Source organism: Vibrio sp. NH-7 (assembly GCF_053643215.1).
Genome location: NZ_CM132187.1, coordinates 1129998 through 1156907 on the forward strand (window position 1 = coordinate 1129998; position 26910 = coordinate 1156907).

The window sequence follows — 26910 nt, forward strand, 5'->3', positions numbered from 1 at the left end:
CTTCTTATATCGTTAGATTACCAAGTTAAATTGCCTTGATAGACAAGCCAGAACGCCGTCTGATTTTGCTCATCTATCTGTTCATAATTTGCTTGTAGTCGCAGTAGCTGCATCGGAGCGAAACGCCAGTTAACCACGGCACTGTAGCGCTGAGGCGTGAGGCCTTTGGCATCTAGTGCTTGTTCAAAGTCTCGACTGGTGTTGGTGACTCGATTATCTGTGTGCAGCCAGTCGTATCTCAGTCCCAACTCTAGTTGGTCATTCTGCCATCGCAGTTGACTTGAAAGCCCTTGCTGGAAGGCCGAGAGCTCGGTGTTGATTTGCTGAGAATCGACCAGGTTTGCGTCTAGCCGTTGTCCCATCCACTCGACATCCCAGGTCAGCTGTTGCCATTTCAGCTGGCTAGACACACTCACTAGTTGGGTGTCTCCTGCGAAAGTCATCGGACTGGTTTGGCTGGTATGCTTGTGGCTGTGTCCATCATCTTGCTGGTTGCTTCTCTGCTGAGCCGTAAACTGCGCTGCACTCGCGACCAATGTCAGCTGGTACTGCGAGCGCAGTTGATACCACTGATAAAGTGCGCCAAATGCTGCTGGAGAGGCAGAGTCGGCTTGTGCAGGAAATTGATCGCCCCGGCCGAGCCATAAAGTCAGGTCTTGGCGATTGGTCGCATAGGTCACATGCACACTGTCATCTTGGTATTGATTAGCCAAGAACGCCTGTTGGGCTAGGGTAGGATCTAAAAATGACCAATCATGCTCATGGGTCGCATTATAGAGACCGATAGGGCTGAGCTGCCGACCGATACGCAGTGTCCAGTTTTGATGAAGGTAAGGTTGTAGCCACAGCTCTTCAATCTCGATAGCCTCTCCGTGGTGACTTCCAACCACTAATTTGGCCGCTAAAATCTGATCTAAGCTGGCTAACAATCCCAACTCGCCATGCATCAGTTGCAACCCTTGTTCATGGTGGGAAACGTGCGCATCAGTGATCACGCCGGGGACTGAATACGGCTCTTCCCGGCTGGTTTGGTAATAGCCGAACTGGGCAAACAGATTGGACTGGAGGTTAACCTGTTGCCAGATAGGTTCAATCGGGTTTGCACTTGCTACGCTTGAAAAGGCGCACAAAGCGGTTGCGATGTTTATGACTCTCATTGGCTTACCTCTGCAACGAATGGGTTGGCGTAACGAGGGTTACTAATGAATACGGGGTCGCTTAAAGCGTTGAGAAATGCCAACATGTCTTGCTTTTCTTGTGCGCTGAGCGTGAAACCTTTAACAAACTCACTCTTATTGGGATTAATGCGCCCGTCACCTTGATGTTCACCTGAGGTGATGTTTCGACCGCCATTGGCATAAAAGTCGAGCACTTCCGCTAAACTCGCGATGCTTCCATCGTGCATGTATGGCGCGGTAAAGGCGACGTTTCTCAGCGTTGGTGGTCGGAATTTACCTTTATCGCTTGGGTTTTGGGTGACGCTAAACAGGCCGTTATCTTCAATTGGGTAACTGCCTTGTGAGTCAAGGTTGTATAAGCCGGTATTAAAGAAGGGCCGAGACACAAACACCGAACCGTCATGCAAGGTAGAGTCGCTGAAATTGAACCCATTATGGCAGTGAAAACACTCCATCTTTTCACTGTTGAACAGGTCTTGGCCCCGCATTGCAGAGCTGCTCATTGTACCGCGGTCAAAAGGCGAATCTTTGGAGATCAAAGCTCGGTTAAACACGGCCAACGCTTTAATCACATTGGGGAACGTAAAACTGTCTTGTTGATTGGGAAAGGCGTTATTGAACAACTCTTGATACAAAACGTCATCGCGAAAGCGCTGTAAAATGGTCTCTCGGTTGCTATCGTTGATGCCCATCTCAACGGGAAACTCACCAAAGAGCGGGATCACCAATTGCTGCTCAATCTCCTTGAGGATCGGATTAGCCCATGTGTAGGAAGCGTTATAGGCGATATTGGTTAGAGTTTGTGAGTTCCTATGCAGCACTTCTCCAGTCGAGCCAGTGGGAACTTTTACCCCATCAGAAAAAGCCAGCGCTTGCTGGTGGCAAGATTCGCACGACATGGTTTGATTGCCCGACAATCGAACGTCATAGAATAGATGGCGACCAAGCTGAAATTTTTCTTCCGTTGCGGGATTCTCTGCAGGCTCTTTAGGCAGCGGAAGCGTGCCCGTTTGATAGTCGAAACCGTATGCGTTCACTGAGCTTTGCGGCTCTACCGTATAATTAGATTCACTGCCACAGCCCGCGACCAATGCGATCGCGAGCAATGCCAGCAAAGCAAACTTAAGGTCTGCTGGCATATTGATTACTCCACTGACACCCAAGTTTGCGCACTGCTACAATCATCAGCAACGCATTGACCTGTGACGAGATCAAGCCCTAAATTGTCGAAGATGCCCTGACAATCTGGATCGCTACTGGAAGACATGCAGCCCGGAGGAGTATTGGCGGTATTGGCGCTAATATCGCTGTTTGCGACCAGCTTTTGATAGTCAAACACTATGGTGTGATCTTTAACGTTGTAGCTATCAAACTGATAAGTCGGGCGATTAGGACGAGAGGTCGCGCAGTTGATGATTTCGTTTTCAGCGTCGAGCACTTCACATCCTGTGGTGCCTAAATGAATATTCCAACCTGAGACATCTAAACGCAGATGTTTATGGCCGTTTTGCCAGCTCCAATTCATGCCCATCACATCCAACGGGGAGACCGCATCATCGCCATCGATACCAAAATGATTCAGCTCGGTAGGTACACCAATGGTGAAGCGCACTCCCGAGTAATCTCCTTGTGGGACGTAGCCTTTAATTTGTGTATTGATCGACTCGTTACCGTTTGCGCAGCTATCTGCGCCAGTTTCAAAGTCGAGTAGGGCGACATTTTGGTACTGCCATCTACCATCTTGTTCAAGTTGCACAGCGGTCTTATCGCCATTGTCGTTGATAAGTTGAATGTCTGACAGATATAGGCGAGCGTCTTTAAACTCAGGGTTAACATTCGTGGTGCCTGCCAGTGCATTGTCCATTTGACGACACTCAACTGGGTGTTCGCCAACACGGGCGTTAAAGGTTAAGGTGACGGGTTGCAGTGAGCGCTGCTCTGCTGATGGCGAATCTGAGCCAGAGCCGCCTCCGCAGCCAGCAATGAAACCGACGAAGAGAGAAGCCGCAATCATCTGCGAGCTGTTAGATTGGTTGAACATGGACTTTCCTTCCTTGTTTCTGGCATGCGTATTATCGATTGGCTAAAAGCAACGCAAGCCAGCGCCTCGAGGTCATAGCATCGCGGCGAATATTGTATTTTTGAGGGTTTTTAAGTAGGCCGATAAGGCCAATTAAGCGAGGAAAGCCAAAGGTGGAGACTGCTTGGGAGCCACCGAAAGATAGAACTTACGTTGGCAAAGCAGTAAAGGTGAAGCAATGCTGCGGGTGTTGACTCGGCATAGCCACAAAGCGATAGCTGCCAAGACAATGGCCATGATGAGAACAGAAAGTTTGCACACATCCAGCAGTGGACAGCTGAACTTTAACGGATCGTGTATCTCGTTGCTATCGAGCGTAGCGCTGTTGTTATCTTCGATCAGTTCGTTGATGTCCACCCATTTAAAGCCGTCTGCGGTACACAGTAAGACTTTCTCACCCTGTGCTTCTGCTAGCCAGTTGTTGTTGTGGACTTGTGACGGGTTAAGTGACAGCGTGGCAAGCAAATAGAGCTGGAACAGCAGAGCGGTAATGACGTATAACGCCATCACTCTACGTTTTCTCTGCGAAATCCCTGTTATTTGCATCATTACAATCAGTTAACCAAAAACGGCGCGGATACTAACAAAGAAATTAAGGGATTGTAATAATTGTTTTATAAAATGGTGATATTGGTGTCGTTTGGGGAATATAACAGCGCGTTAGTTATTCGGAAGGAATGACTAGAGTTGAAAAAGCCGCCAACTGTGTGGCGGCTATAGGAGGGTTAAGCTTCTTCGGTCAGCGCTGCACCGCGCATGGTTAAGCCGCACAGCATCATAGGAACAGAATTAAAGATCTCTTCGAACTGCTCTAGACCCTCCATCCCTTGCTCTGCGAGAGTGGCTATCGATGTTTCTGGGTCGTAGAGCATACTCAGTGAAAGCAACACACCACCGAGCAGCGCACTGTCCTCGCTATCTTCTGGCATGATGGTTTCCCAATCATCTCGCGCTAACTGCCAACCTTGGAGAAAGCCTTCACAGAAATCACGCGTCGCTTCATTGACGATTTCTTCCTCATCCAATGCGCACTCTTGCGGCCATTGCCACTCGTTACTGAGAAGTGCAGGGCGGTATTCATTCCAAAGAGCGACAATCAATTCAACATAGGTTTCAAATTGCTCACCATCAGAAAATGGCGCCACTTCTTCGCCCCCCCATAAAAACGGGAGCCACTCTTCAGGAGGAAGAATGTTTGGCGCTGTGGCCATTGCCGTGACAAAGCCATGAGTTTTAGCTTGATTGATTAGCTTGTCTTGAAGCTCAGGAAGAGCAAGAAGGTTTTGTAAGCTCAAGGTAAATACCATAAATGTGATTGAGTAGTGATTGCGTCATGGTAACAGGCTCACTATCCGATAAAAAGGTTGAAGGGTTCAATTATTCACTATAATTTTTGGTAAACGACAAAAATTCAGTTGGTTATGGAAAGAAGTTATTCGCTCAAACGGAAAAGCATTTATGCTTTAGCATTTTATCTTGCTGTCGTGGTGACCTTAATTGGCACCATCAGCTATCGGGTGGTTGAGCCACCGACTCGAATGCAGTTGGAACGCAATCTCGATCTTAGAACCGAGCTGATTTCTGCTCAAATTCGAGAGCCAATTAACAGCTCTTTAGGGATTCTTCAGGCAGTAGTCACCATCGGCAGCAACCATGAAACGCAATCGCATCAAGCCGAGCTACTTTTTAAGCTCTTTTCTCTGACGGATGGTTTGACTGTGAGTGGCGGGCTTTGGCCAGTGCCTCGTTCTATCGATAAAGACGTGGCATACAAAAGCATCTTTTTCAATCGAGCTGGTGATGGTGTCGTCGATCGTGTCTATTCATGGGATAACCCTGAGTCGGGTGGTTACGACAACGAAGCGTGGTATACCTCGGTGGTCAATAAACCAGTAGGTACCACGGTCTGGTCTCAGGTCTATATTGATCCTTTTACCCAGGTGCAAATGATCACCGCATCATCGCCATACTATATTGATGGTGTGTTTGCTGGCGTCGCAACGGTCGATTTATCCCTTGAAAACTTAGTTTCGTTTGTCAGGAAACACGCAGAAGAATATGACTTAGGAGTCATACTAAAAGACTCCTATGGTGATGTAATTACCGAGCATAACTTCCAATTGGTGGACGATATATACATCAGCCAACACACCTTTGGAGACTTCAACTGGAGTGTGGATGTAGTTAATGCGAAGCGTTTGGTTGCGGAGCAAGTTTACGATGTGGTCAGAAATGTTGAGCTGGGACTTGTTCCCATCATGCTGGCGTGTGTCATGCTTGGCTATCTTCTTATCAACCGCTTTCTTATCGCGCCCATCGTGTTGATTGCTAAGAAAGTCGATGACTCAAAACGCGGCGGGATCATTGATATCACTTATGACAGCAATGATGAAATCAGACACCTCATTGACAAATTTAATCAAAAAACCGTTTTTCTAGAAGCTGAGAAGGTAAAAGCGCAGGCATCGACCAAAGCCAAAAGTGCCTTTCTAGCCACGCTATCGCATGAAATTCGCACTCCTATGAACGGTGTATTGGGTACCGCGCAAATTCTGTTAAAAACGGATTTGACCGAAGAGCAGCGCAAGCATCTCAAAACACTCTATGAATCCGGCGACCACATGATGACCTTACTTAATGAAATCTTGGACTTTTCCAAAATTGAGCAAGGGCATCTTGAGTTGGAGCACCAGCCATTCCCACTTGAATCGATCATAGGCAGTATCAACAGCGTTTATTTCACGTTGTGTTCTGAAAAAGGTCTGCAATTTAAAGTGATCTCTGAGGTGCCTCAAGGTCGTTGGTATCGTTCGGATAAAGCTCGCCTGCGGCAAATCTTGTTCAACTTGCTGACCAACGCGGTCAAGTTTACTTCAAGAGGGTATGTTGAAGTTTATTTCACCGAAAAGCGTGCAAATGGTGTTGATTATCTACATATACGAGTGAGAGATACTGGGATTGGCATAGCCAAAGAGTCGCAAGAAAAAATCTTTAAGCCGTTTGAGCAAGCAGAGTCATCCACAACGCGGAGATTCGGGGGGACAGGGCTTGGTCTTGCTATCGTTAAACAATTGTGTGAACTGATGGATGGCGATATTCACCTTACCAGCGAGGTCGGCATCGGCTCTTGCTTTGAAGTTCAACTCAAAATGGAGTCTTGTGAGCCAGCGTTAACCACAGTGACTGAACATAAAAAACTGAGCTACAACGGGTTGAGAGCATTGATTGTTGAGGATAACCGAACCAACGCCATCATTCTGACCACCTTTATGTCCAGCAAAGGTTTTGTTTGTGATTGTGTGGAAAATGGTGAGCTGGCGGTGCATGCGGTGGCAACAGGCGAATATGATCTCGTCTTAATGGACAATCATATGCCCGTTATGGACGGTGTTGAATCCACAACGGCTATCCGAGGTCTACACGACAGCAAAGCCAACATCTTAATCTTCGGTTGTACAGCGGATGTCTTTAAAGAGACCAGAGAACGTATGTTGGGTGTAGGCGTTGACTACATTGTCTCAAAGCCTGTCGATGAAACGGATCTGGATGACGCTCTGTTCGCATACGCAGATAAGTTGTACCAGTACAAACCAAGCTTGCTTAAGTCGCAAAACGAGGCTGAAGGTGAGGGCGTAGAAGGGGTATTGCTCAAGTGTTTTATGGCAATAGAGAATAAGGAATTCAGCGCCGCGTTGATGGAGTTTAATCAGATCAAACAGATCATTGGCGAGTCAGATGATGCATTTTTGCGTGCTTGTTTGATGCGTATTGAAGAAAGCCTTGTGAGGGAAGAAAGCCCTTCTCAAGAAGATTTGGACATACTGACAGTGCAAATTACTGATTTTTGTAACTAACTTTCATAGATTGACTTGGTTTTGAGCGTTTCTAATAGTTTTAGTGATTCAAACCAAGTTTATTACCAAATCTGGTTATTTATTTACCTAAATTAATTAAATTCAAAACCAAAAACTACAAAAATGGTGTTCTAATAGCGCCATTAACTACCTATATATTCATTTGGTGGTTGATTGTTTTAATTATTGTCGTTTTTGTTGGTTTTTTATTTGGGTAGGTAGATGAAGTCAAGAGGTCCTTTCTGTATTCGCAATGCTGCTGCAGATACTTTCGCTATGGTCGTGTTCTGTTTTGTTTCTGGCATGTTGATTGAGATTTTGATCTCTGGCATGACATTTGAGCAGTCACTGGCATCACGAACTTTGTCGATCCCCGTCAATATTGCTATCGCTTGGCCTTATGGTTTGTTTAGAGATTACGTTCTTCGACAAGGAGCAAGGATCTCTGACACGGGTGTAATGAAGAATGTCTCTGATCTCGTGGCGTACGTTTTGTTCCAATCACCAGTGTACGCAGCGATTCTGTTTACCGTTGGCGCTTCTACCGATCAAATTATCACAGCGGTTACCTCTAACGCGGTTGTTTCTTGCGGTATGGGTGTCCTATATGGCTACTTCTTGGATATGTGCCGCAAGTGGTTCCGAGTGCCTGGCTACTATCAAGAAGCCTGATGTGTTCGAATCATCAACGATTTAGACAGTTAGTGACCAAACAATCACGTTAAGGCGCTTTTTTTTCCTCTTTAGGCTTGACCTAACCCAATAGAATCATTAAATTAGCGCCTCGTTAGCCAATGATGCTAACCACAATCTGATTCGGTGAGTTGTCCGAGTGGCTGAAGGAGCACGCCTGGAAAGTGTGTATACGGCAACGTATCGAGAGTTCGAATCTCTCACTCACCGCCACATTCTAAGCCCCAGCAGAAATGCTGGGGCTTTTTCGTTTTTCTCACGGTGGAGAAGACGAGTGTGCACCTCTATTGCGATGTACTAGTGTATCGCAATAGTACTATTCGCATAAAATGGCACCGTAATTATTTTAATCAGCCAACTGTTAGATGACCATGTATTCTGAGCTTCTAACTCAATATTGATCTGATTTATGATCGGGTACATCGAAGGGAGGACAAATGTCCTCCTTTTTGTTTGTTGCGACGCCATAAGATGAGCGCATTCCAAGCACAAAAATAAAGGACATCTTCATGGACCTATTTGCCCTGTTAGACATCAACAACACCCTAGTTACCATTCCTATTGGTGATGGTTATGCAATGAGCTGGATTGAAGCCTTTGGTACGGTTTTCGGTTTGCTTTGCATTTGGTTTGCGAGCCAAGAAAAAACCATCAATTACTTATTCGGTTTGCTGAACGTTACACTTTTTGCCGTCATCTTTTTCCAGATTCAGCTTTACGGATTGCTTCTGCTTCAATTGTTCTTCTTCTGCGCCAACATTTATGGCTGGTATGCGTGGACAAGACCTAATGCCCAAGGTGAGACACTTGAGGTGCGTTGGTTAAGCAAACATAAGCTGATCGCGACGGCTTCAGTTAGCATTGTTGCGATTGCGATGTTAACGATTTACATCGACCCATTCTTCTTTGCGTTAGCGAACATTGCCGTCGATACCTTAAATGCATTCGGCGCTGGTTTATCGGAACCCGTCTTAGAGCCAGATGCATTTCCGTTCTGGGATGCAACCATGACCGTGCTTTCTATCGTGGCGCAAATCTTGATGACACGTAAGTACGTTGAGAACTGGATCCTGTGGGTAGTCATCAATATCATCAGCGTTGGCATCTACGCGACACAAGGTGTGTACGCAATGTCGGTTCAATATGCGATTCTGATGTTCATTGCGGCAAATGGCACAAGAGAGTGGGCACGTAGCGCAAAACGCAACGGTGAGAAGACCCTAACTCAAGCGACAGCACAAGGTTAAGCCAATGATGAAGCAACCTCATATTGGCGTAGATAGCACGCAAGTAGCCCCTCGAGTGATCGTGTGTGGCGAACCAGATCGAGCAAACCGCATTGCCGCGTTGTTTGATAACGCAGAACTGGTTTCTGAAAACCGCGAGTATCGAGTGTTTACCGGCACATACCAAGGTCAACGAGTCTCAGTGTGCAGTACTGGTATCGGAGCACCATCGATGATCATTGCGGTAGAAGAGCTAAAACAGTGTGGTGTAACAGATGTGATTCGTGTCGGATCCGCGGGTGCAATGCAATCTGGCATTAAACTTGGTGAGTTAATTGTGGCAGAAGGTGCGGTAAGAGATGAAGGGGGGTCAAACGCTTACGTTCATTCTTCTTATCCGGCTTATGCGAGCTTTTCGTTGCTCAAAGCGCTCGACAGCTATTTAGCGGAACAAGAAGCGCGCTACCATCTAGGTGTGGTTCGCTCCCATGACAGTTTCTATACCGATGACGAAGAAGCGATCTGCGAGTACTGGAACAAGAAGGATATTCTCGGTGCGGATATGGAAACATCAGCGCTGTTTACTGTTGGTCGTCTGCGTGGTTTAAACGTCGCTTCCATTTTGAACAATGTGGTTTTGTATCAACAAGATGTGAAGGAAGGCGTAGGGCAGTACGTAGACGAAGCGCAAGTCATGATGGAAGGGGAGCGTTTAGCGTCTTACGCTGCTCTTGAAGCCTTAATTGCACAGAGTTAACCAGATCACAGCTTAGTCAATTTTATAAGCGGCACCTTGGTGTCGCTTTTTTATTGGCTGTCATCAAACGATTCTAGCGAGTACAATCTATTTGAGATTGTTGTCATTAAAGAGAAACTCACGTGAAAATAAGCCCTTACCCCACTGGACGTTTCCAACGCTTTCTAGAGCAGAAAAGTGCCGAGTTTCGTGACTTAATCTTTCAATGCCAAATCGGCAGTCGCTACTTTGATTCTGGTGAGGAGATCCTTCGCCAAGGTGAGCAGCTTCAATATCTGTACGTTGTACCAGTCGGTCGAGTTTCGATGAGCATAATTGCTGCCAACGGTCGTCGTTTTCAACTGGGCGAAGCCAATTGCGATTACCATCTTTATGGTGAAATGGAGTACTTCACTCAGACACCCTGTCAGTGGAATGTAGTGGCAGATGAACACATGCAAGTGGACATCATCTGTATTCAAAAACTGACTGAAGCACTGCATCAGCACCCCGACATGATGTTCTTTTTTGCTTCTGCCTTGGCAGAGGATTATCAAGACTCAATGGACATCTACACCAATCGCTTGTTACATCCTATCACCTACAACATCGCTTATGACTTGCTGGTGCAAAAACAAACCAACACCTTGCTCGGTGGATTCGATAAAGTGAATCAAGAAGCGGAACGCTTTGGTACCTCAGGGCGAGTTTATCGCCGAGCCGTAAAAGATTTGATGGATAAGGGATTGATCAAAAAGGGAGAACAGGGGCTTGAGATTATTGATGAAGCGGCGTTAATAACGTTTCTTGATACCTACGAGTAAGCTGCCAGTTATCCCGCAGGCTCTGAATTAAAAAGTGTTTAGTTACGCCGTTGTTTAGATAAACAGCGACCGCCATTGCAGCGGTAGCTGTTCCAATTTGAGGTTTGTCAGGGTCAAACCTTAAAATACTTCAGCTGATCATTGAGGTGCTCTGCGGTGTTGGCCATGGCTTGGCTGTCTTGTGCGAGCGATTGTGACGCTTGGAGCACTTCGTTTGCGGCGAGGTGGATGCCTGTTACGTTTTCATTCATCTCTGTGGCAACAGCACTTTGCTGCTCTGAGGCGGCGGCGATTTGTGCCACCATATCGTTGGCGTTTTGCATTTCAACCACAATGAGATCTAACTGCTTGCGAGTATGTTCTGATGATTCAACGCTTTGAGCGACATTCTCATTACTTGTTTGCATTGCTTCGAAGGTTTTGTTGGCTTGTTCAGTTAGCTTCTCGATGGTGTGTTGCACTTCATTGGTCGAGTTTTGCGTGCGGCTCGCGAGATTGCGGACCTCATCCGCGACAACCGCAAAGCCTCGGCCTTGTTCACCCGCGCGCGCCGCTTCAATCGCCGCATTGAGTGCGAGTAGGTTGGTTTGCTCAGAGACGTCACGGATGACTTCAACCACATTGCTGATTTCATTAACCCCTGCCTGTAAACCGCGAACCAAATCATTGGCGAGGGAGATATTGTCAGAAACATGCGCAATCGACTTTGATGTAACCTTCATTGCTTCATCGTTGACTTGAACGTGGTTGACCACTTTGCCTGTACTTTCTGAGGTGTTTTCAGCATTCGTGGCAACATCCGAAATTGTTGCGCTCATCTCTGTCATTGCGGTTGAGAGCAACTCTAGCTGGCTATGCTGAGAGTTGACGCTGGTGGCAGCTTCTTCACTGGCTTGAGCAATTTGACTCGCCATGGTACTTGATTGAATCGCCGAGTCATGGGCGGTGCTGAGGGTGGTTTGCAGCTTGTCGAGCATTTTATCCATTTGCTTACCCATATCACCTAGCTCATCTTTACGTGTAAGGTTAAGACGACCTCGCAAATCTCCATCGGCGATGTTGTGCATATGGGTGATGAGTTTTTCTAGAGGGGTAAGGATATTATTTGAGATCACGTAACCCATGGCGAACAGAAGCCCAGTGAGTATAAGTGCTACGACGGTCTCTTTGATAGCAAGTGCGTAAAATGCCTCCTGAATGTCAGAGACCAGAATGCCAGAGCCAATAACCCATCCCCATTCAGGAAATAGTTGCACGTAAGAGATCTTATCTTTCATCGCGCCTTGAGGGCTTTTCCATTGATAGTCTAGGAAACCTTTTTGCGCTGGCGTGTTTGAAATGGCCACCATTTCCTGCCAGTGGTGCTTGCCCGCACCATCGGTAAAGTCTTTGGCCGTTTTGCCATTCAACTCAGGTTTGAGCGGGTGCTGAACGACACGTGTTTGCTGGTCAACAATCCAGAAATAATTATTGCCATCGTATCGGATGGCTTCAATCGCTTTGAGCGCTTGCTGTTTAGCGGTCTCTTCTCCGAGGGTTTGACGTTGATTGTAGTAATGCTGAGTCAAACTGAGCACAGATTCGACCTGCGCCTGAAGTTTGTCTTGGCGCTCCAGCATTGAGGAGTTACGTTGTTGCAATAGGTTGTATGCGCATGCCATCGCGATAAGAATTGCCGACAATAAGACAATCGACGCGAGTTTGGATTTTATTGTTAGGTTACTTAGTTTCATTATTGATCCGTTATTATTGTTCTGACGTCACCGCGAACTTTAACAAGGATCCGTTTTCTTTGAGCGATTGAGTTCATAAAACCACACTGTTCATAAGTTTTCATATCAGTAAGGTGCATTTGATCAAATAATGCGAAAAATGAATAAAATACGGTAAATTTTCATGGCGTTAGGCGCAGTTTGCTTAGGTAGGACGGCTGCTAGGGCTGACTAAGAGATGTGGTGAATGAGAGAGCGGTAGGTTTGCTAGCGTCCGTTTGTGCAACTGTCCAACGTCAGGGTGAATGTCATCCCTGATTCCGTGTTGAGCGAGGCGTGAATGGTGCCTCGCATGTCTCTGACATTATTGGCGGTGATGGCAAGACCCAAGCCAAGACCTTCGCCAATTTTTTTATTGGTTTGGAATGGTTCAAAGATGGAGCCCAGTTGGTCAGGGTCAATGCCGCAGCCATTATCGGAAACATCGAGAGTGACCTTATCACCGATGCGCTTGGCGTTGATGCTAATGGCTGGATTAGCGCAACCTTTGAGCGCATCAATCGCGTTGCGAATCAGGTTACCTAGTACTTGACGCAGGCGTACCTCTTCTCCCAACACCCAGTTCACATCTTGCGCCACCCGCACTCGAACATCGATCGATTTGAGGGCGTCTTGCTCTAGCCGCAGTACTTCTTCTAGGGCCAAGGTCAGAGAGACGGGTTCAGGATTTTCCAGCTTCTGAAAGGCAAAGGATTTCAACTGAGAGGTCATGTTAGCCATCCGATCAATTAGGGTGTTGACCAGTTCTAAATTGGCTTGGGCCAGTTTTGTTTCACCCCGTTCAATAAGCAGTTGATTACTGGATAATAGTGTTCTCAATCCTGTTAGCGGCTGGTTGAGTTCATGCGTAATCGCGCTCGACATTCGACCTAATGCTGCCAATTTACTGGTTTCGATAAGCTCCTTCTGCGCTTCCTCTAGCGCTTGGCTTCGCTCTTCTACTCGTTGTTGCAGCAGTCGATTTGCCGATTCCAGTGCGATTTCTGCCTTCTTACGTTTACTGATGTCCATGATGGTACATAAGTAGTAGGAGTGTGCATCCCAGCGGAATTGGCTGATTGAAAATAGGACCGGGAAATGGCTGCCGTCACTGCGTCGGGCGAAGGTTTCGACGCTACTCAGTTCGGCGACTTCTCGATGTTGGGAAAGGTTTTTGAGCAGCCTAAGTGTGGTTGAGTTTGGATTCCCCGTATCGAACAACTGCCAAGCATCCACTGAACCAATCATGGAATCGGCGAGGTTAAAGTAGCGTTTTGCCATCGAGTTAATGTCGGTGATCAAACCGTCTTTATTGACTAATAGGATCCCTACGTGAGTTTTGTTGATCATGGCATTGAGCCGCTTTTCCGACTCGACCAACAATTTCTGAATTCTCACTTGGCTCAAGGCTTTTTGATGCTTCTGATAGCGAATGATGAGTAGCAAACAGACCACCACACAAGCCACGGCAATGCTCCAGCTTAACCAGGCAACATTGTTTTCCATTGTACTGATTGGGGTGAGATAGGTGAGCTCCCATTGCAGATCGTCTAGCAGGACAGATTGCGCGAGGTAACGCGTTTTACCGAGCGGCCAAATTGAAAAACGTGTGTCGTCGAACAAAGTGGTTGGCTCGCTCATTTGTTGTTTGTCGAACGCATCATTAAACCAGTCCGCGGTGTAAGTCTTGCTACTAGAGAGAAAAACGTGGCTGTTGGGCTTCTCCGCTAAAATGATCTCTTCACTGGTAAGCCACTGTTCGGTGAGTAAGCTCAGATCGATCTGGACGACGACAATACCTGCGATATCAAGCCCCAAGTACATCGGCGCGGCTAGGAAATACTCGGCAAAGGTTCCCTTGTTTTTGGTGACGACCGCCACGCCTTCACGCTGTTTATGGATTTGTTTAACAATGGATTCGATATCTGTGGGGGGGAGTTGGTATTGCTTTGAGCTTGACGCCAACACATCACCGCCTGATGAGAGAATCGACCAACCGAGCGTGTTGGCGGCTTTGTCGAGCTTAGCCAGTTGCTCTTCGATATCAGGTTGTAATGTTAGGTTGCCTTTGAGGTAGTCGAGGCTTTGTGAGTCGTTAGTCACGAGGTAAGGCAAATGGTAGAAACGTTGCAACGAGCGGCGAGCATCACCGATATAATCGAGCAATCGCTGTTCAGTTTGGCTTTGAATGGCACTCAAACTCCATTGAGTAGCGATCTCTCTGCTGGCGATCTGAATGGCGCTGATGGCCGAGATCACGAGAATCAATAGCCAATAACGATGACCTCTACTCATTGGCGTTTCCTAACTCAAACGGATGGGCTTCTCATTGGTGTTACCGTCAACACGCTAGCAAATTCACGATTTTTTGTTAAGAACTTGTAGATGAAAAGTGGGAGCTAGCTCCTTTCCGTTGTTGACTTTTTCTCATACCGTTGCCGAAGGAGGAATGCATCGTATGGAAGAAGTAATGGAAGCATGTGTCGCACTGGTGGAAGATGATGCCATTGTTCGTCAAGCGACCAGTCAGTGGCTGCAGCTCGCTGGGTTTGAAGTGAGCCCTTTTGATGATGGTGAGCAGTTGATGGCCTCGCTCCAGCACAGTGAATTCGACGTAATCGTCAGTGATGTAAGACTGCCCGGCATGGATGGCGTAGAGCTTCTGAGCCAAGTTAAGCAGCGATTTCCAACTATTCCCGTGATATTGATTACCGGCCATGGTGATGTGGATATGGCGGTGAAAGCGCTGCAAATGGGCGCTTATGACTTTATAGAAAAGCCGTTTGATCCTCAGCGTTTGTCCGATACCGTGTTAGCCGCGGCTGCCCATTATCAACAGGGCAAAGAGCGAGAAGATAGACGCTCTTATCTTGAGAGCGTCGACGGGATTGAAGAAATCATCATTGGTCGTAGTCAGGTGATGTGCGATCTTCGGGAGCAAATCGCCAAAGTGGCGACCATCGATACCAATGTGATCATATACGGCGATACCGGCTGTGGTAAGGAGTTGGTTGCGACATGTTTGCATCAGTTCAGTCGCCGGCAGCGTCATCCTTTCGTTCCCCTAAATTGCGGAGCGATTCCAGAAAACCTATTTGAGAGCGAGCTGTTTGGTCATGAGGCAGGGGCGTTTACAGGAGCGACCAAACGTCGCGTTGGAAAGCTGGAGTATGCCAACAAAGGGACCCTGTTTTTTGATGAAATCGAGAGTATGCCGCTCGCGATGCAAGTGAAAGTATTGCGCTCTTTGCAAGACCATATGGTTGAGCGAGTGGGCGGCAATCAGCCAATCTCAGTCGATTTGCGCGTTGTGGCCGCCGCTAAACACGATCTGATGAATCATCCTGATTTTCGCCAAGACCTTTACTATCGATTGAACGTCGCTCAGCTTTATCTTCCGCCCCTTTGCGAACGCGAAGATGATGCTTTGCTGCTGTTTGAGCACTTTTCCCATCAAGCCAATCAGAGTACGCGTTTAGCCAGTGAAGCAGACAGGCAAGCCCTATTGACTTACTCGTGGCCTGGCAATGTTCGTGAACTGCGCAATGTCGCGATCCGGTTTGCACTCGATGAATCGGTCACGGTGGGTGAGATTCTCTCTTCTCGACCGAATACTTTAAGCGAAACCTCCAACGCCGGAATTCCGTTAGCGATTCAGGTCCAGAGCTTTGAACGCAAAGTGATTCATGATGCGCTGGTACGTCACAACGGCAAAATTACCCAAGTGATGCAAGAGCTGGATCTTCCACGGCGAACGCTCAACCAAAAAATGGCGCGCTATGCGTTGAATCGAAGTGATTATGTGAGTGGTGATTAATACTGACTTGTGGTGGGATAAGCGAAATTTTGCTCACCACAAATTTGCTGCGGTTTGTTTGAATGATCACATTTATTTAACTTTTTAGTCATTAATAAGGGTTATATGGCCAATATGACTCTGTGAAATGAGCGATTTTTTGCTCATCGTTCTCTTTGTAAATGAGCAAGATTTTGCTCATTTACGTCACTATATGATTTTCTATCTAAATAATTCAATAACTTACGGTTTGGCACCGCTTTTGCTCTTACAGAATTGATTTAACAAAATAATAACGTGAACAACTCTACATGGAGAGTAAAGATGAAATACAACAAACTGGTGAAAACCCTAGCGGTCGCGATGGCTTCTTTTGGCTTGGTATCGAATGCGGTAGCAGAAGATCGCAGCTACATCCTTGCAACGGCATCGACAGGGGGAACGTATTATCCAGTGGGGGTTGCTTTGGCGACCTTGAGCAAAGTGAAACTGGCACCTAAGCATCACTTCTCTTTGTCAGCGATCAGCTCAGCAGGATCTGGTGAGAACGTTAAGCTGCTGAATAAAAACGAAGCGCAATTTGCCATCCTGCAGGGGTTGTACGGCGCTTGGGCTTGGTCTGGTCAAGGTCCTTACGAGAAAAGTGGTCGCCAAGAAGGGCTACGCTCTGTGTCTATGCTTTGGCAAAACGTTGAGCACTTCATTGTCCGTTCAGACCTTGTGGAAAGTGGGACGGTAAGCGATCTGAACAATCTAGATGGCAAGAAGTTTTCCATCGGTAAGAAGAACTCAGGAACAGAGAACTCTGGTCGTCAAATCATGAAAGGCTTAGAGGTCGACCCAGACAAGTTTAATCTTGCGTACATGGGCTATGGCGGTAGTGCGAGTGCACTGCAAAATGGCACCATTGATGGCATGAACACGCCAGCGGGTGTTCCTGTCGGAGCGGTAACTCAAGCATTTGCCGCACTGGGTGATGATATCCAAATCCTATCGTTTACCGATCAGCAGATCAAAATGGCGAATGGCAAATACAATCTTTGGACGAAATATGAAATCCCAGCCAACACCTACCCGGGTGTCGACAAGCCGATCACAACCATTGCTCAACCTAACTTCTTAGCGGTTCGACAAGATATTTCTGAAGAAGATGTTTACCAACTAACCAAAACGATTTACGAAAACCTACCATTCCTACAAGGCATTCACAAAGCAACAAAAGCGATGGCGATTGAAAAAGCGATCGCGGGTTTGCCACTTCCTCTTCATCCGGGAGCTGCTCGTTACTACAAAGAAGTGGGTGTCGAGATCCCGTCTGAACTATTGATCAACTGATCACCTGATAACGCGCACCCGATGAGCGGTGCGCGCTTCAATTATTATTTGTTTTGCTCTACTGAGAAGTTGGAGTGCCTTGGAGTGGATTATGAGCGATTCGATGCAAGAGGAATTGCAAAAATTTGAGTTACCTACCCGAACGGATTTTCCGTGGGTGGGCAAAGTCATTACCGCGTTTGGTGTGGTGCTATCGCTGTTACATATTTGGTTCAATACCTTGTCGACCTTACCCGAGTTATGGACTTCAGCAACGCACTTTGCGGGTTTTGCTGTGATTTGTGCGCTGTGGTACCCAGCACATATTTCGTTGAAAAAGAGTAAGTTCGCGCTTGGGGTCGATGTGCTGATTGCGATTGCGGCGCTTGCTTGTCTGGTGTACATCCCATTTGCGGAAGATGCGCTGTATGAGCGAGGAGTTAAGTTTGTCGCCAGTGATTGGTTTTTTGCCATTCTTGCTATTGCCATTGTTATCGAATTGATTCGCCGAACCATGGGTTGGTTTATTCCCATGCTGATCTTGGTGTGTTTAAGCTACGTTGTGGTGTGGGGACAGTGGGCAAGTGGCATTTTCCATTTCCCGGGTTTAAGCCTTGAAACATTGCTGTACCGCAGCTTTTACTCTTCTGAAGGTATGTTTGGTTCGATCTCTCGGATCAGCTGGACCTTCGTTTTCATGTTCATCTTGTTTGGCGCCTTCTTAGTGCGTTCAGGGGTGGGCGATTACATTATTGATGTTGCACGAGCGGCCGCGGGTAAAATCATTGGCGGCCCTGGGTTTATCGCCGTGATCGGCTCTGGTTTAATGGGGTCTGTCTCTGGCTCGAGTGTCGCGAATACTGTGTCTACTGGGGTTATTAGTATCCCTTTGATGCAAAAAGCGGGCTTTCCGTCTCGATTTGCTGCAGGGGTTGAAGCCGCGGCATCCACCGGAGGGCAACTGATGCCTCCTGTTATGGGGGCGGGTGCCTTCATAATGGCCTCGTATACGCAGATTCCTTATGTCGACATCATCGCGGTGTCGTTTATTCCTGCGCTGATTTACTTCTTATCCGTAGCGTTTTTTGTCCGTATCGAAGCAAAGCGCAGCGGGGTACAAAAAGTAACGACGAGCGATGAGTCTCTGTTTAAGGTGCTGATTTCCGGTTGGCACAATCTGATTCCATTGGCTGTGTTAGTTACCTTGTTGGTGCAGGGCTTCACGCCCACCTATGCAGCTGGGCTGTCTATCATTTCAGTGGTTGTCGCGTCGTGGTTTTCCAAAAATCACAAAATGGGCCCTAGAGCGATCATTGAAGCGCTTTCCCAAGGGGCGAAAAACATGGCAACGACAGCGGTGTTACTGGTGGGAATTGGCTTAGTGATTAACGTTATCAGTACCACGGGGATCGGAAACACCTTCTCGCTTATGATTGATGGCTGGGCGAATGGTGATTTGTTTACCATGATCGTGTTGATTGCACTAGCTTCATTGGTACTCGGTATGGGGCTTCCTGTTACCGCAGCGTATATTGTGCTGGGCACGCTTTCTGCCCCGGCGTTGTACAAGTTGCTGGCTGAGAATCAGCTACTTGATCTGCTTGTGGCTGGTCAACTGCCTGAACAAGCAAAAGCGATCTTTATGCTTGCCGCACCTGATAAGCTGGCGCTGTTGAGTGCACCCATGACGCTTGAGACGGCAAAAGAGATGGTTGCGCTTGTTCCTGCTGATTTCATGGAAACGTTACTAGAGCAAAGCCTTGGTTTAGAAGCGGTTGGCCTAGCGCTGCTGTCGGCTCACTTAATCATTTTCTGGCTTTCTCAAGACAGTAACGTGACGCCGCCAGTATGTTTGACTGCGTTTGCGGCGGCGACAATCGCCAAAACGCCACCAATGCGAACAGGCTTGATGGCATGGAAAATTGCCAAGGGATTGTATCTTGTCCCATTGCTGATTGCGTATACCGGATTGGTCAGTTGGGATGTGACGTCAGTACTTGTCACGGGTGTGTTTGCCATTGTCGGCACTTACGCTTTTATCGGCGCAATCGAAGGATACCTTGAGGGAGAGCTCAATGTGCTAGTTCGTATTGGGTTGGTTGCGATTGGTTTGGCGCTCGTTTGGCCTGATGTATCGATCTGGATCCGCTTAGTGTTAAGTGGGGCGTTCATTGCGATTTTCCTTCACAGTGGTCGTCAATCTTCGGCATTGAGCGTGAAGGGACCAGCGGACAAGGTGGCCAATTAACATGAATATGGAACGAGTGTACGACTATGTGGTTGTAGGTGGCGGGATCGTCGGTGTGTCTACCGCTTGGCAACTCAAACAAGCCCAGCCTGATAAAACCATCCTATTGATTGAAAAAGAGTCGGGATTTGCCCATCACCAAACGGGGCATAACAGCGGTGTTATTCACGCGGGTGTCTATTATCAACCGGGAAGCCTCAAAGCCGAGTTTTGTAAACGAGGGGTAGAGCGAACGATCGATTTCTGCCGTCAACACAATATAGCGGTCGAGAACTGCGGGAAATTGTTGGTCGCGACAAATGATGTGGAGCTGCAACGGATGCATGCCCTCTACCAACGCTGTGATGAGAATGGGATTGAGGTTGAGCTGTTGGACCAAGCTCAGCTAAGTTTGGCTGAGCCTAATATCACAGGGCTTGGCGCCATTTACGTTAAATCGACCAGCATAGTGGATTACAAACAAGTCACCGCTCAGATGGCCAAGGAGTTTGTCGAACTCGGTGGAGAGGTGCAACTTGAATCGGAAGTGATTGCGGCTCAAGAGACCAGTGATGACATCTATCTCACTTGTATGAGCAAAGGCGAAAGCTCGGTGGTGGTGGGTCAGTTCTTAATCACGTGTTCAGGTCTGATGGCCGATCGAATGACCAAGATGTTATCTATTGAGACTGACTTTCAAATCGTGCCTTATCGCGGGGAGTATTATCGACTTGATTCCAAGCATAATGGCATAGTGAATCATCTTATATACCCCATTCCTGACCCTGATTTGCCATTTCTGGGCGTGCACCTCACCAGAATGATTGATGGTTCGGTGACGGTGGGCCCTAATGCCGTTCAGGGTTGGAAGCGGGAAGGGTATGGGGCGATCAATTTTAGTCTCAAAGACACTATGCAGATGCTGCGTTTCAGTGGCTTTTGGAAAGTAACAGCGAAACACCTCAAAACTGGGTTGGTGGAATTTAAAAACTCATGGTGGAAGCCCGGCTACTTGAAACTAGTTAACAAGTATTGCCCTAGCATTCGACTCAGTGATCTGAAGCCTTATCCTGCCGGTATTCGCGCTCAGGCGGTGATGAAAGATGGTACGCTCGTTCATGACTTTCTGTTTGCTGAAAGCCCTCGCAGTTTGCATGTTTGTAACGCACCATCTCCTGCTGCGACTTCAGCGATGCCTATTGGTGAATATATCTGCCAAAAGGTCATCGCTAAAGTGGGGTAAGTGAAGTTAAGGGGTTGGAATGGTGTTGAAGGTTGCATCGAATACGCTTCTATCACCTTCTGACAACTTAGCCTGATAATTAACTGCTTGCTGGTAGTGCTCTGCGGCTTGCGCTTTGTGATCGGATATAGATAACCCATGGCTTAACACTGCGTTGGTGAATGCTTGAATCCAGTCTGCCCCTTTACCGTCAAAGTGTTCAAACGCGCTTTGGGCAAATGACAGGCTCAGCGTTGACCCACTGATGCAAAGAGCTCTTGCAACTGCGAGTTCAGCGAGGTGTATGTTGTCTGCCGTGCCTACGCTTGACCAATGATAGAGCGACGAAAATGCAACCGTGAGTAATCGTTGCTGGTCTTGTGTTGTACTGGCTTTTTCAGACAAGCTCCAAAACTCATTATTACTTTCAATCGCGAAGTAGCGGTTTAGGCGAGTGATGTCATCCTGTGTCGGTTTTGCCATGAGACGTCCTTTTGTTATTTTTGGATTGATAGATATAGGCTGAATTCTCATCGTATCTATCGCCAACGAAAAGGCACGATTTCAGAATAAGCTCTTGGAAGCACTCTAGGTTTTTTTTGAGCAAGAGAGCTGCAAACGATGGAACGATAAAAGCCCGAGCATCTATTTGCTCGGGCTTAGTTTGTATAGCTAAATTTAAGCTTGAATTAACTCTGCGGCTTTTTTCATTGCTTCTTTGGTCGAACACTCAACCACATTCGCGTTAGCAAAGCGCTGTGCGTCTTTCACTTGAATGTCGTGAGCGAGAATTACCAGCTTCGCGTTTGCAACATCTAGGTCAGTGATGCGGTTCTGGATACCGTTTTGACCTTGAGTTTCTACCTTAATCTTAATGCCTGCTGCCGCACCTGCTTTCTCTAGTGCTTTCGCTGCCATGAAAGTGTGTGCTACGCCAGATGGGCAACATGTTACCGCTACTACGTCATACTCGCCTTCGCCTGCTGCTGGAGCCGCTTGAGCTTGCACAGGTGCTGCTGGTTCGAGTTCTTCTTCTGATTCTTCAGCCACTGGTTTCCAGAAGCCTACGATAAGAGCGGTTGTTAGCGAACCTAGCGCAATACCCACCACGTACATTGGGATGTTGCTTGACACAGGCGCCGTAATTAGACCGCCCCATGGTGCGTGCAGTAGCACGTCAGTCAGGAAACCGAACACACAGCCAACGATACCACCAGCAACAATTGAAGGAAGAACGCGCATTGGGTCGTTAGCTGCGAATGGAATCGCGCCTTCAGAAATGCCGATAGAGCCCATGATTGCTGCCGCTTTACCTGCTTCTTGCTCTTGCTTAGTGAACTTCTTCTTGAATAGGAAGGTTGCTAGCGCCATGCCTAGAGGAGGCGTACAGATTGCGATGCCCACACCGCCCATTAGCCATGGTTGAGTGTCTACTTGAGTTTGAGCGAATAGCGTCGCGACTTTGTTGATTGGACCGCCCATATCGAACGCCGTCATACCACCAAGAATCGTACCTAGAACTACTTTAGACGCGCCAGCCATTGAAGCTAGGAATTCGTTCATAGACGCCATGAACAGTTTGATTGGCTCACCGATACCCCATAAAACGATACCTGCGGAGATAAGCGTACCGATAAGTGGGTAGATGAAATAAGCGCCGAGTGCCGTCATGTTAGCAGAAAGAGGGATTTTCTTAAGTTGGAAAACTACGCCACCAGCAATGAAACCTGCCACGATACAACCTAAGAAGCCGCCGCCCATATCCGCCATAATGCCAGAAGAGATCATCGCTGGCGCAAGTGCTGGTTTATCAGCAATAGAATAGCCGATGAAGCCACCCAAAATAATTGGGAACAGCACCAGACCTTTAATACCGATATTAGAAATATCAGCCAATAAACCGTCTGCTGGAACCGCACCTTTACCTGATGCCATTACCGCTAGTGCCAGAAGTACACCACCCGCAACAATAAATGGAAGCATATGAGAAGTACCGAATAAAAGGTGTCCTTTCATGGTGCTGAGTAGTTTTTTAAAATCGCTATTGTTAGTAGCTTGAGCTGTTAGGGTACTCATAATTACTACGCCTTATGAATTGATTAAAATATTAAGGATTTGTTGTTCGTCTCTTGCGTTTTGGACCTCTTCAATAAACTCTTCGCTGAATTTTCCGAATAGTTCTTGAAGAACATAAATATGATGATCGGCGCCGTTATCCGGTGATGCGATCATAAAAAATAGGCTGGGTTTGATGCCGTCTTCATCGCCGTACTCAAGGCCTTCACGCTTTACGCCAACAGCAATGGCAGGGTTAGTGACGGCTTGGCTTTTGGCATGTGGGTAAGCAATGCCATCCATAGAGGTGACGCTTAAGGATTCACGCGTTTCAATATCATTCAAGAATGCGGATTTGTTATTAATACGCTCGTTGTTGAATAACATTTCTGCAAGCTCTTCGAAGGCTTCTTTTTTATTATTTGCTTGAAGGTTGACTTTAATTAAATTGACGTTGGTTAGTTCGGTAATCATTTGTTTTACTCATCAGTGCTTATGCAATGGAGTTAATTTAATCCTTGCTATCAAACTCGGAAATAGTAAAAAAAATCCAACTACTAGACTTTTGTATCCGCTAATTTTAAGTGTGATAGGCGTCATTTTTAGCCTGTGTTAACGGTCACAAAATAAACTCGAATCAACACATAGAAAGAGATAAAAAAGCCCCGCATAAGCAGGGCAATAAACGAGTGCTGACCTTGGGGGAAGGCAGGAGCACAGTCGTTAACTGTATGCGCGAGCGACTCGACCTGCGCAGGCTATGGTGTATTGCTGAGCGTAAGCAGGAATAAATACCGACTTGCCCTTTTCGATGACGCACTGCTCACCGCAAATGTGGGTTAGGAGCATGGCTTCATCCAGAGGAAGCAGTATTTCAGCGCCTTGTGTTTTAATTTCTCGCCGTTCAGAGTGTTCAATAATCGCGAATTTAAAATCTTCGACCGGAATCGGGTATTCGAGCATACCGTTGTTTTGTGTCGGCTCTAACAACAGGCTATCGAGTCGCTTTTCGTTAAAGCGAGTGCAAGAAACCAGCTCTTTCACATCCATGTATTTTGGCGTGAGTCCTGCGCGCAGCACATTGTCGGAGTTTGCCATGATCTCAAGCCCAGTACCTTTGATATAGGCATGAGGCGTTTCGGCATCTAAATACATTGCTTGGCCAGGTTTTAAAACGATCACATTGAGGATCAACGGAGCGAACAAGCCCACATCGCCCGGATACTGCTCTTCAAGCTCCACAATCAGGTTAAACAGTGGCGTCGGCGACAGCTTGCCTTTTATGATCAGCTTCATTAGTGCCACTTCTCTCTGCTTACCTTGCAGTGATAACAAGGCTGAGAAGAAGTTTGCTAAGCCATTAGGGCTTTGATCGCCTGACAGATCGTTCACCAGCGAATTGAGTTCAGGAATATCAAGGTAGTTGAAATGGGCAAGGATCTCGTTAATCGGTCTAAAGCCATTCATCGCCGTGTACTCGGTTAACGCGTAAACAAGCTCAGGTTTGTGGTTGGCATCTTTGTAGTTACGCTGGCTTGCAGAAAGTGGAATACCTTGCTGCTCTTCGCGCTTAAACCCAAACTCCGCCTGATGTTTGTTCGGATGGACTTGAATCGAGAGCGCTTTTTCGGCCGCGAGCACTTTAAACAGGTAAGGTAGTTCACCAAAGCGGCGAGCAATCTTATCACTCAAAAACAGATTAAGGTTTTGGCCGATTAGATTAGACAGTTTGGTCTGCTTGGTTCCAGTATCAACCAGTGAGCAACCATTTGGGTGTGCTCCCATCCAGATCTCGGCTTGTGGCTCACCTGACGCGTTTGCGGTGCCAAACAGTTGAGTAAACGATGATGGGCTGCCCCATTCGTAGTTTTGAATCACGTTTGTCATTGGGTAAAACACACGCTTTAGCAGCGATTCAGTATTGATAGGTAGTTCAGACATAGAGATCACCATAAAGAGAAAAGTGGCTTGGACGTGTTGCCCAAGCCAATATCAAAGGGAAGAGTTAAGCCGCAGCAGCGGTGTATTTCGCTTTGCGAAGGTTCTTTAAGGTGATGCAAGTTAGAGCGGTTACGCCCGCACCTGCCGCCATACAAACAAGGGCGAGCAGTGGGTAGTTCATTGCACCAAGTAGAGCGACAACTGGGCCACCGTGAGCAACGCTGTTAGTAATGCCAAATGAGAACGCCATCACGGCTGCAACCATAGAGCCCAATACGTTGGCAGGAATCACCGACATAGGATCTTGCGCCGCAAATGGAATCGCACCTTCAGAGATGCCAACTAAGCCCATTGCGCCTGCGGCTTTACCTGCTTCAATTTCAGAAGATTCAAACAGCTCAAACTTACGACCAAGTACCGTTGCTAGAGCCATACCTAATGGCGCGACAGGGATTGCACATGCCATTGCACCCATAAATTGAGTTTGGCCGCTTGCAATCATGCCGACAGAGAATAGGAACGCGACCTTGTTAAATGGACCGCCCATATCAAAGCCAGCCATGCCGCCGAGTACGATACCCAGTAGAACCACGTTGCCTGTGCTCATGCTAGTAAGTAGTGCGGTCAAACTGTCCATCAATCCTGCGATTGGAGCGCCAATAACAAAGATAAACAGACCGGCAATAAACAGTGAGCCTGTGATCGGGGCGATCATGATTGGCACAAGAGGTTGAATGAACTTGTGGTAGTTGATTGAAGTGATCCACTTAACGAAGTAACCCACTAATAGACCTGCAACGATAGCACCAATAAAGCCTGTTCCAGCTTCAGCGCCATAAAATGATCCGTTGTTGGCAATCCAGCCACCAATCAGACCAGGTGCGAGTGCTGGGCGATCAGCGATGGCGTAGGCGATGTAACCGGCAAGAATTGGGATCATCAGGGTGAAGGCGACCACGCCGACCTCTAAGATTTGATTCCACATGCTGCCTGCAGGAATTGCCATACCCGCTTCCGTCGGTTCACCACCAACAGCGAGAGCAAGAGCAATTAGAAGACCACCCGTTACCACGAATGGGATCATGTGTGATACGCCGTTCATAAGGTAACGGTAAAGATCAGAGCGTGCTTGAGACGCTTTATCAGAGACTGATTGCCCAGTGCTGGTGGCTTCGGCTTGGTAAGCTGGAGCATTCAGCGCTTGCGTAATCAAACCTTGCGCGTCACGAATCGGCGCTTTTACGTTCGTTTTTATGACTCGTTTACCAGCGAAGCGTGCCATATCCACTTGTTTATCACAGGCGACAACAATCGCATCCGCGCGAGCAATCTCTTCTTCGGTAGGGCTGTTTTTCACTCCGATAGAGCCGTTGGTTTCGACTTTGACCTCAAAGCCCATAGCATGTGCGCCTTTTTCTAACGCTTCCGCTGCGAGGTAAGTGTGGGCAACGCCTGCGGGGCAACCAGTCACGCCAATGATAAAGCCTTTGGAGTTATCTAAAGGTTGCGCCTGTTCGGTTTGCGGTTTTTGAAGCAGCAACTCAAGTGCTTGCTGAGGGGAGGTTGCATTGATAAAGCGTTCAACAAAGCCATCTTCAATCAGCTTGGATGAGAGTTCTGCCAATACTTGAATATGGTGATCATCGCCGCCATCAGGAGAAGCAATCATAAAAAAGAGTGTTGATGGCTGGCCGTCATCTGCGCCGTATTCGATACCTGCTTTGCGAACGCCGATAACGACGGCAGGTTCAAGCACGGCTGCACTTTTGGCGTGCGGGATGGCAATGCCTTCCTCAAAGCCCGTGTTACCCTCAGCTTCGCGTTTTAGAATGTCTGCCAAAAAATCGCTTTTATTGGAAATTCGACCTTGTTGGTATAGCACCTCGACAAGCTCTTCAAACACCTCTTGTTTGGAGGTGGCCTCAAGCTCAAGCTTAATTAGATTTTCATTGATCAATTTGGTGATCATAGTGGACCCCTAGTACGTTTCTTGTTGTGTTAGGGGTATTTTGA

At 47.3% G+C, this 26910-nt stretch carries 21 protein-coding genes and 1 tRNA gene; 10 read left to right on the forward strand and 12 right to left on the reverse strand.

Annotation, left to right across the window (positions count from 1 at the left end; all coding sequences use genetic code 11):
* Positions 1-17: 17 nt before the first annotated feature.
* The 5 genes from ACUALS_RS05375 to ACUALS_RS05395 all read right to left on the reverse strand — a co-directional run bounded on the left by ACUALS_RS05375 (position 18) and on the right by ACUALS_RS05395 (position 4553).
* On the reverse strand, positions 18-1157 hold the full coding sequence (locus ACUALS_RS05375) for a porin family protein (RefSeq protein WP_005470402.1): 1140 nt from the start codon (positions 1155-1157) through the stop codon (positions 18-20).
* Positions 1154-2317, reverse strand: a complete 1164-nt coding sequence (locus tag ACUALS_RS05380) for an MbnH family di-heme enzyme (protein WP_334472812.1) — start codon at positions 2315-2317, stop codon at positions 1154-1156. The genes ACUALS_RS05375 and ACUALS_RS05380 overlap by 4 nt, the downstream gene beginning before the upstream one ends.
* Before the next feature lie 5 nt (positions 2318-2322).
* Positions 2323-3219 carry an MbnP family copper-binding protein gene (locus ACUALS_RS05385; protein ID WP_005470552.1) on the reverse strand — a complete coding sequence of 299 codons (897 nt, stop codon included), beginning with the start codon at positions 3217-3219 and terminating at the stop codon, positions 2323-2325.
* Positions 3220-3351: 132 nt separating this feature from the next.
* On the reverse strand, positions 3352-3765 hold the full coding sequence (locus tag ACUALS_RS05390) for a hypothetical protein (RefSeq protein WP_334473511.1): 414 nt from the start codon (positions 3763-3765) through the stop codon (positions 3352-3354).
* A 218-nt stretch (positions 3766-3983) separates the two neighbouring features.
* A complete protein-coding gene (locus ACUALS_RS05395) occupies positions 3984-4553 on the reverse strand; it encodes a UPF0149 family protein (protein ID WP_038214734.1) in 570 nt (189 codons plus the stop codon).
* Positions 4554-4679: 126 nt separating this feature from the next.
* Between ACUALS_RS05395 and ACUALS_RS05400 the strand changes: the two genes are divergently transcribed.
* The 6 genes from ACUALS_RS05400 to ACUALS_RS05425 all read left to right on the forward strand — a co-directional run bounded on the left by ACUALS_RS05400 (position 4680) and on the right by ACUALS_RS05425 (position 10591).
* Positions 4680-7112 carry an ATP-binding protein gene (locus tag ACUALS_RS05400; RefSeq protein WP_454449016.1) on the forward strand — a complete coding sequence of 811 codons (2433 nt, stop codon included), beginning with the start codon at positions 4680-4682 and terminating at the stop codon, positions 7110-7112.
* Between the two features lie 222 nt (positions 7113-7334).
* On the forward strand, positions 7335-7784 hold the full coding sequence (locus ACUALS_RS05405) for an L-alanine exporter AlaE (RefSeq protein WP_038138780.1): 450 nt from the start codon (positions 7335-7337) through the stop codon (positions 7782-7784).
* Positions 7785-7930: 146 nt separating this feature from the next.
* Positions 7931-8018 (forward strand) — tRNA-Ser (locus tag ACUALS_RS05410).
* Positions 8019-8314: 296 nt separating this feature from the next.
* A complete protein-coding gene (gene pnuC, locus ACUALS_RS05415) occupies positions 8315-9052 on the forward strand; it encodes a nicotinamide riboside transporter PnuC (RefSeq protein WP_331400315.1) in 738 nt (245 codons plus the stop codon).
* Between the two features lie 4 nt (positions 9053-9056).
* Complete coding sequence (locus tag ACUALS_RS05420; protein ID WP_454449017.1) at positions 9057-9788, forward strand: nucleoside phosphorylase; 732 nt, start codon at positions 9057-9059, stop codon at positions 9786-9788.
* 122 nt (positions 9789-9910) lie between these two features.
* The gene (locus ACUALS_RS05425; RefSeq protein WP_331400313.1) at positions 9911-10591 is read left to right on the forward strand and encodes a Crp/Fnr family transcriptional regulator; all 681 of its coding nucleotides are present in this window, start codon (positions 9911-9913) and stop codon (positions 10589-10591) included.
* 113 nt (positions 10592-10704) lie between these two features.
* Here ACUALS_RS05425 and ACUALS_RS05430 read toward each other — a convergent pair whose 3' ends face one another.
* On the reverse strand, positions 10705-12324 hold the full coding sequence (locus ACUALS_RS05430) for a methyl-accepting chemotaxis protein (RefSeq protein WP_454449018.1): 1620 nt from the start codon (positions 12322-12324) through the stop codon (positions 10705-10707).
* Between the two features lie 246 nt (positions 12325-12570).
* Positions 12571-14637 (reverse strand): PAS domain-containing sensor histidine kinase, encoded by a 2067-nt coding sequence (locus tag ACUALS_RS05435; protein ID WP_454449019.1) that lies wholly within the window; start codon positions 14635-14637, stop codon positions 12571-12573.
* 163 nt (positions 14638-14800) lie between these two features.
* Between ACUALS_RS05435 and ACUALS_RS05440 the strand changes: the two genes are divergently transcribed.
* The 4 genes from ACUALS_RS05440 (at position 14801) to lhgO (ending at position 20922) form a co-directional block, all read left to right on the forward strand.
* A complete protein-coding gene (locus ACUALS_RS05440; protein WP_454449020.1) occupies positions 14801-16159 on the forward strand; it encodes a sigma-54-dependent transcriptional regulator in 1359 nt (452 codons plus the stop codon).
* 303 nt (positions 16160-16462) lie between these two features.
* A complete protein-coding gene (locus ACUALS_RS05445; protein WP_454449021.1) occupies positions 16463-17473 on the forward strand; it encodes a TAXI family TRAP transporter solute-binding subunit in 1011 nt (336 codons plus the stop codon).
* 91 nt (positions 17474-17564) lie between these two features.
* Complete coding sequence (locus ACUALS_RS05450) at positions 17565-19700, forward strand: TRAP transporter permease (RefSeq protein WP_454449022.1); 2136 nt, start codon at positions 17565-17567, stop codon at positions 19698-19700.
* A 7-nt stretch (positions 19701-19707) separates the two neighbouring features.
* A complete protein-coding gene (gene lhgO / locus ACUALS_RS05455; RefSeq protein WP_334473507.1) occupies positions 19708-20922 on the forward strand; it encodes an L-2-hydroxyglutarate oxidase in 1215 nt (404 codons plus the stop codon).
* A 6-nt stretch (positions 20923-20928) separates the two neighbouring features.
* On the opposite strand, the gene ACUALS_RS05460 is transcribed toward lhgO, so the two are convergent.
* From ACUALS_RS05460 to ACUALS_RS05480, 5 genes are all read right to left on the reverse strand, one after another.
* Positions 20929-21384 (reverse strand): hypothetical protein, encoded by a 456-nt coding sequence (locus tag ACUALS_RS05460; protein WP_334472791.1) that lies wholly within the window; start codon positions 21382-21384, stop codon positions 20929-20931.
* 195 nt (positions 21385-21579) lie between these two features.
* Entirely contained in the window at positions 21580-22977 is a 1398-nt protein-coding gene (locus tag ACUALS_RS05465; RefSeq protein ID WP_334472789.1) for a fructose-specific PTS transporter subunit EIIC, read from the reverse strand.
* A 12-nt stretch (positions 22978-22989) separates the two neighbouring features.
* Positions 22990-23430 carry a PTS sugar transporter subunit IIA gene (locus ACUALS_RS05470; protein WP_334472787.1) on the reverse strand — a complete coding sequence of 147 codons (441 nt, stop codon included), beginning with the start codon at positions 23428-23430 and terminating at the stop codon, positions 22990-22992.
* A gap of 249 nt (positions 23431-23679) precedes the next feature.
* Positions 23680-24897: a mannose-6-phosphate isomerase, class I gene (gene manA, locus ACUALS_RS05475; protein WP_454449023.1), complete on the reverse strand. Its 1218-nt coding sequence runs from the start codon at positions 24895-24897 to the stop codon at positions 23680-23682.
* A gap of 64 nt (positions 24898-24961) precedes the next feature.
* Entirely contained in the window at positions 24962-26866 is a 1905-nt protein-coding gene (locus ACUALS_RS05480; RefSeq protein ID WP_454449024.1) for a PTS fructose transporter subunit IIABC, read from the reverse strand.
* Between the last annotated feature and the right edge of the window lie 44 nt (positions 26867-26910).

What these genes read in the sequence shown, in the direction of transcription:
- ACUALS_RS05375 (WP_005470402.1), bottom strand. Translation starts at nt 1,157, where the DNA reads ATGAGAGTCATAAACATCGCAACCGCTTTGTGCGCCTTTTCAAGCGTA.
- ACUALS_RS05380 (WP_334472812.1), bottom strand. Translation starts at nt 2,317, where the DNA reads ATGCCAGCAGACCTTAAGTTTGCTTTGCTGGCATTGCTCGCGATCGCA.
- ACUALS_RS05385 (WP_005470552.1), bottom strand. Translation starts at nt 3,219, where the DNA reads ATGTTCAACCAATCTAACAGCTCGCAGATGATTGCGGCTTCTCTCTTC.
- ACUALS_RS05390 (WP_334473511.1), bottom strand. Translation starts at nt 3,765, where the DNA reads ATGGCGTTATACGTCATTACCGCTCTGCTGTTCCAGCTCTATTTGCTT.
- ACUALS_RS05400 (WP_454449016.1), top strand. Translation starts at nt 4,680, where the DNA reads ATGGAAAGAAGTTATTCGCTCAAACGGAAAAGCATTTATGCTTTAGCA.
- ACUALS_RS05405 (WP_038138780.1), top strand. Translation starts at nt 7,335, where the DNA reads ATGAAGTCAAGAGGTCCTTTCTGTATTCGCAATGCTGCTGCAGATACT.
- pnuC (WP_331400315.1), top strand. Translation starts at nt 8,315, where the DNA reads ATGGACCTATTTGCCCTGTTAGACATCAACAACACCCTAGTTACCATT.
- ACUALS_RS05420 (WP_454449017.1), top strand. Translation starts at nt 9,057, where the DNA reads ATGATGAAGCAACCTCATATTGGCGTAGATAGCACGCAAGTAGCCCCT.
- ACUALS_RS05430 (WP_454449018.1), bottom strand. Translation starts at nt 12,324, where the DNA reads ATGAAACTAAGTAACCTAACAATAAAATCCAAACTCGCGTCGATTGTC.
- ACUALS_RS05435 (WP_454449019.1), bottom strand. Translation starts at nt 14,637, where the DNA reads ATGAGTAGAGGTCATCGTTATTGGCTATTGATTCTCGTGATCTCGGCC.
- ACUALS_RS05440 (WP_454449020.1), top strand. Translation starts at nt 14,801, where the DNA reads ATGGAAGAAGTAATGGAAGCATGTGTCGCACTGGTGGAAGATGATGCC.
- ACUALS_RS05445 (WP_454449021.1), top strand. Translation starts at nt 16,463, where the DNA reads ATGAAATACAACAAACTGGTGAAAACCCTAGCGGTCGCGATGGCTTCT.
- ACUALS_RS05450 (WP_454449022.1), top strand. Translation starts at nt 17,565, where the DNA reads ATGAGCGATTCGATGCAAGAGGAATTGCAAAAATTTGAGTTACCTACC.
- lhgO (WP_334473507.1), top strand. Translation starts at nt 19,708, where the DNA reads ATGGAACGAGTGTACGACTATGTGGTTGTAGGTGGCGGGATCGTCGGT.
- ACUALS_RS05460 (WP_334472791.1), bottom strand. Translation starts at nt 21,384, where the DNA reads ATGGCAAAACCGACACAGGATGACATCACTCGCCTAAACCGCTACTTC.
- ACUALS_RS05465 (WP_334472789.1), bottom strand. Translation starts at nt 22,977, where the DNA reads ATGAGTACCCTAACAGCTCAAGCTACTAACAATAGCGATTTTAAAAAA.
- ACUALS_RS05470 (WP_334472787.1), bottom strand. Translation starts at nt 23,430, where the DNA reads ATGATTACCGAACTAACCAACGTCAATTTAATTAAAGTCAACCTTCAA.
- manA (WP_454449023.1), bottom strand. Translation starts at nt 24,897, where the DNA reads ATGTCTGAACTACCTATCAATACTGAATCGCTGCTAAAGCGTGTGTTT.
- ACUALS_RS05480 (WP_454449024.1), bottom strand. Translation starts at nt 26,866, where the DNA reads ATGATCACCAAATTGATCAATGAAAATCTAATTAAGCTTGAGCTTGAG.